This window comes from Bacteriovorax sp. DB6_IX (genome assembly GCF_000447775.1).
GTDB lineage: Bacteria > Bdellovibrionota > Bacteriovoracia > Bacteriovoracales > Bacteriovoracaceae > Halobacteriovorax_A.
In genome coordinates this window covers 1-4,922 of sequence record NZ_AUNJ01000040.1, presented here as the reverse complement: position 1 = coordinate 4,922, position 4,922 = coordinate 1, and the positions used below count along the sequence as shown (strand labels likewise).

The 4,922-nt window shown below is 37.2% G+C and carries 2 protein-coding genes; both read right to left on the bottom strand.

From position 1 onward, the window contains the following. Positions 1–117: 117 nt before the first annotated feature. The gene (gene metH / locus M901_RS01225; RefSeq protein WP_021276336.1) at positions 118–3,795 is read right to left on the bottom strand and encodes a methionine synthase; all 3,678 of its coding nucleotides are present in this window, start codon (positions 3,793–3,795) and stop codon (positions 118–120) included. A gap of 11 nt (positions 3,796–3,806) precedes the next feature. Beyond that, positions 3,807–4,754 (bottom strand): methylenetetrahydrofolate reductase, encoded by a 948-nt coding sequence (locus M901_RS01220; RefSeq protein WP_021276334.1) that lies wholly within the window; start codon positions 4,752–4,754, stop codon positions 3,807–3,809. Between the last annotated feature and the right edge of the window lie 168 nt (positions 4,755–4,922).

The following is a 4,922-nucleotide window of genomic DNA, read 5'->3' as shown; positions in this document are numbered from 1 at the left end:
AAATAATAGTCTTAAGTTCATCTTCACTAGAGCAAGAATTAAAAATAAGTCTTAACTTATCATCAGAGATGAAAACCTCTGGAAAAGAAAGTCTAATTTTATCAAAATATTTGTCTATTAGCTCAGATGAACTGTTCTCAACCATTTCTTAGCCTCTTCAAGCTCCATGCCTTTACGTTTTGCATATACCTCTACTTGATCGTCACCTATTGAAAGTATGTTGAAATACTTCGATTCAGGATGAGAGAAAAGGTATCCTGAAACTGAACTAGCTGGAACCATTGCATAGTTTTCAGTCAGATAAGCATTAGTATTTTCTTTTGCATCAAGTAGCTTCCATAACTTATCTTTTTCCGTGTGGTCTGGACAAGCTGGGTAGCCAGGAGCAGGACGAATTCCTTGATAGTTTTCTTTAATTAAGTCTTCAATATCTGATGACTCATTCTTTGAGATCGACCAGTAATCTCTGGCCCTCTTGTGAATAAGTTCTGCGAAAGCCTCAGCAAGTCTATCTCCTATGGCCTTTACCATAATAGATGAGTAGTCATCGTTGATTTTTTCAAAATTTTCGGCAAACTTCTCAACACCGTCACCCATTGTCACGACAAAGGCACCAATATAATCCTCAATGCCACTTCCTTTTGGTGCAATAAAATCAGACAAGCTATGATAGACTTGGGCGCCTTTAGTTTTAGTTTTCTGTTGTCTAAGAAAGCAAAGTTTTTCAACTTCTTCTCCATTGTCATCATAGACGTAGACATCATCACCTTCAGATTGGGCCTTCCAGAAACCAATAGCAGCCTTTGGCGAGAATCTCTTTTCTTTTATAATTCTTTCCAAGAAGTCTTGAGCGTCCTTGAAGAGCTTTTTCGCTTCTTCTCCATATTTTTTATGAGAAAGTATCTTTGGATATGTTCCCTTAAGTTCCCAAGTCCAGAAGAAAGGAGACCAATCAATATACTTAGCAATTTCCTCCAAGCTGATATCGTCGAAGCGCTTAACTCCTGTGAACTCTGGAGTTATTGTTTTATGGCTCTCAAAATAATAATCGCGACTGTTGAAAGCTTCTTCGTATGAAACAAGGGCTCCTGTATTGTTTTTTGATTTCTCGAAGTATTCTCTTAATGATTGCTGTTTCTTAGCAAGCTCCGTTAAGTAATTTTCTTTGAGATTTGCACTAAGTAAACTATTACAAATTTCGACAACCAGAGACGCGTCTCCAACTTGTACAACAGGAACATCTGTATGTGGTGCTATTTTTACCGCTGTATGCGTCTTACTTGTTGTTGCTCCACCTACCAACACAGGAAGGTCAATTCCTTGTCTTTTAAACTCTTCTACGTTGTAGATCATTTCATCTAATGATGGAGTAATTAGACCACTAAGTCCGATAATGCTGGCATTGTGTTCTTTCACCGCTTTAATTATATCATCACACGAAACCATAACGCCAAGATCTATAACATTATAACCGTTACAGGCGAGAACAACTCCAACGATATTTTTACCAATATCGTGAACATCTCCTTTTACTGTTGCGATAACAAATGTTTTTTGACTAGAGGAACCATCAGCATTCTTTTCCATAAATGGTTCTAGATAGGCAACAGCTTGTTTCATGACTCTCGCTGATTTAACGACCTGTGGAAGAAACATTTTTCCTTCTCCAAAGAGGTCTCCTACAACTTTCATTCCGGCCATAAGTGGCCCCTCAATCACATTGAGAGGGATGCCAAGTTCTTGACGAGCTTCTTCAACATCTTCTTCAATAAATTTAGAGATACCTTTTACTAGTGAATGAGTAATTCTTTCTTGTAGGGGAGCTTCTCTCCAGCTAACATCATCCTCAAGTTTTTTCTTTGTGACGCCTTTAAACTGTTCTGCATATTCAATAAGGTCTTCTGTCGCATCAGGATGTCTGTTAAATAGAACATCCTCAATTTTTTCTTTTAATTCTGGTTTAATATCTTCGTAGACTTCAAGCATTCCTGCATTGACGATTCCCATGTCAAGACCGGCTTGAATTCCGTAATAGAGGAAAGAGCTGTGCATAGCTTCTCTAACAACATTATTTCCTCTAAACGAAAATGATACGTTAGAAACACCACCAGAAGTCATTGCCCCAGGGCAAGTCTCTTTGATTTCTCTAACAGCTTCTATAAAGTCAATTGCATAGTTATTATGTTCTTCTATTCCTGTTCCTACAGTCAGAACATTAGGATCAAAGATGATATCGTATGGAGGAAAGTCGACTTCTTCGACTAGGATTTTGTAAGCTCTTTGGCAAATTCTTACTTTATCTTCTTTTTCAGCAGCTTGACCTTTTTCATCAAAGGCCATAACAACAACGGCCGCACCATATTCTTTTATTAACTTTGCTTGATTAATAAAGTTTTCTTCGCCTTCCTTTAAGCTGATCGAGTTAACGATCCCTTTTCCTTGAAGACATTTAAGACCTGCTTCGATAACTTCCCATTTTGAAGAATCGATCATAATTGGTACTTTGCAGATATCTGGTTCTGAGGCAACTAAGTTTAAAAACTTAACCATGCACTCTTTACTATCGAGCAGTCCTTCATCAAAATTGATATCAATAATATTGGCGCCATTCTCAACCTGTTGTCGTGCAATATTAAGGGCAGTATCAAAATCACCTTCTTTAATAAGGCGTGCAAATCGAGGAGAACCAGTAACGTTAGTTCTTTCTCCGACCATAATAAAGGGTCTATCACCTTTACTTGATAAGTTGAGAGGTTCTAGTCCACTAAGTCTCATCGCTTCTTTTATTGAATGGGGTTTTCTTGGTTTAATCGTTTTTAATTTATTAGTAATAGCTCTTATATGATCAGGAGTTGTTCCACAACAACCACCGACGATATTGACAAGGCCTGAACCAGCAAATTCTTCTAGGAAGTCAGATGTTTGATCAGGTGTTTCATCATAACCAGTGTCACTTAATGGGTTAGGAAGTCCAGCATTTGGGTAACAACTTATATAGCAATCAGAGATTTTTGAGAGCTCTTCAATATATGGTCTCATTTCATTTGCACCTAAAGCACAATTGATTCCTACACTAAAAGGTCTTGCATGCCTAACAGAATTCCAGAAAGCTTCGACCGTTTGTCCAGAAAGTGTTCTTCCCGAAGCATCAGTAATTGTTACTGAAAGCATAATAGGTATATCAAGACCTAAGTCTTCATTCAGTTTTCTAATAGCAAAAATAGCAGCTTTTAAATTAAGTGTATCAAATGATGTTTCAGCCAGGAGTAGGTCGGCTCCTCCTTCGATTAGGCCTTTTGATTGTTCGTAGTAATTATCGACGAGTTCATCAAAAGTAATCCCTCTATACGCTGGATTGTTAACATCTGGTGAAATAGAAGCTGTTTTATTCGTTGGGCCAAGAGCTCCAGCAACAAAACAACGTCTATCAGGATTCTTTTCTTGAAATTCAAGACATGCTTGTTTAGCAATTTTAGCCGCTTCAACATTTAATTCGTATGCAATGTGTTCAAGCTCATAATCTGCTTGAGCAATTTGAGTTGCAGAAAATGTATTTGTTTCAATGATGTCAGAACCAGCTTCAAGGTATTGAGTATGAATCTCTTTGATAATCTCAGGGCGAGTCAGATTTAAGATGTCATTATTTCCCTTGAGGTCAATCTTTGCATCTGGAAATCTGTCTCCACGAAAGTCTTTCTCTTCAAGTTTATATCTTTGAACCATTGTTCCCATGGCCCCATCAAGAAAGAGAATTCTATTTTTAATAATTTGGCTTAGTTCTTCTTTTAAATTCATTATTTTAACTTTTATTTAAATAGTTTTTTTACAACTTGAGATACAGACTTCGCATCATTCATAACATAGAAGTGAAGGGAAGGAACATTTGCATTAAGAAGTTCTTCACCTTGTTTAATTGCCCAGCGAATTCCAATTTCTTCAACATGATCAGGATTTTCATGAGCTTCTTCAACAAACTCATCTGGGAAGTCGACATAGAAGTGACTAGGGACACTTCGAAATTGCTTAAGATTCTTGATGACTTTAATTCCTGGAACAATAGGGCAGTCGATACCTGCATCTTTACAACTATCAACAAACTCAAAGTACTTATTATTTTTAAAGAACATCTGTGTCACAACATAGTCTGCACCAGCATTAACTTTTTCTTTGAGCCTTTGAATATCAAGCTTCATATTAGGTGCTTCAAAGTGCTTTTCAGGATAACCTGCAACACCTACGCAGAAGTCCATTGGGAGAGATTCATTGATCTCATCCATATAAATACCTTTTTTGACATCACTAATCTGTTCGACGAGATCAATTGCATAATGATTACGTTGTCTCTTATTGTCATATTTCTTATTGTAGTTAAGTCCATCACCTCTAAGTGCCAGGACATTATGAATTCCAAGGTAATTGAGTTCGATAAGAGCATCTTCCGTTTCTTCTTTCGTAAACCCTTGAGTAAGTAAATGGGTTACTGTGTCAACTTTGAATCTATTCTGAATAACCCCACAGATACCAATAGTTCCAGGTCTTTTCTTATAGATTTTTCTCTCAATTGATCCATCTGACTTTTCATTGTAATAAGCCCCGGCTGGGTGGGCAGTAACATCAATCCATGCAGGATTATATGGAAGTAGCGTTTTAACTACGTCAGTGACTGCTTGAATTGTTCTTCCTCTTGGAGGTGGAACAATTTCAAAACTAAATAGTGGATTAGAAGACTTTTCAATATGCTCTATTACTTTCATGTAATACCTTTTTACAAAATAGTTGAATAGAACAATTGTACTGCTTTTGAAGTTAAAAAGGAAGGTGAAAGCCTTTGCAGGCTTTCAGTCTGGTGGGATTAAAAAGGGAGAGAGAGTATGAATTGAGTACCGTGAGAAGGGAGGCTTCTACAAAATAAACTACCTCCA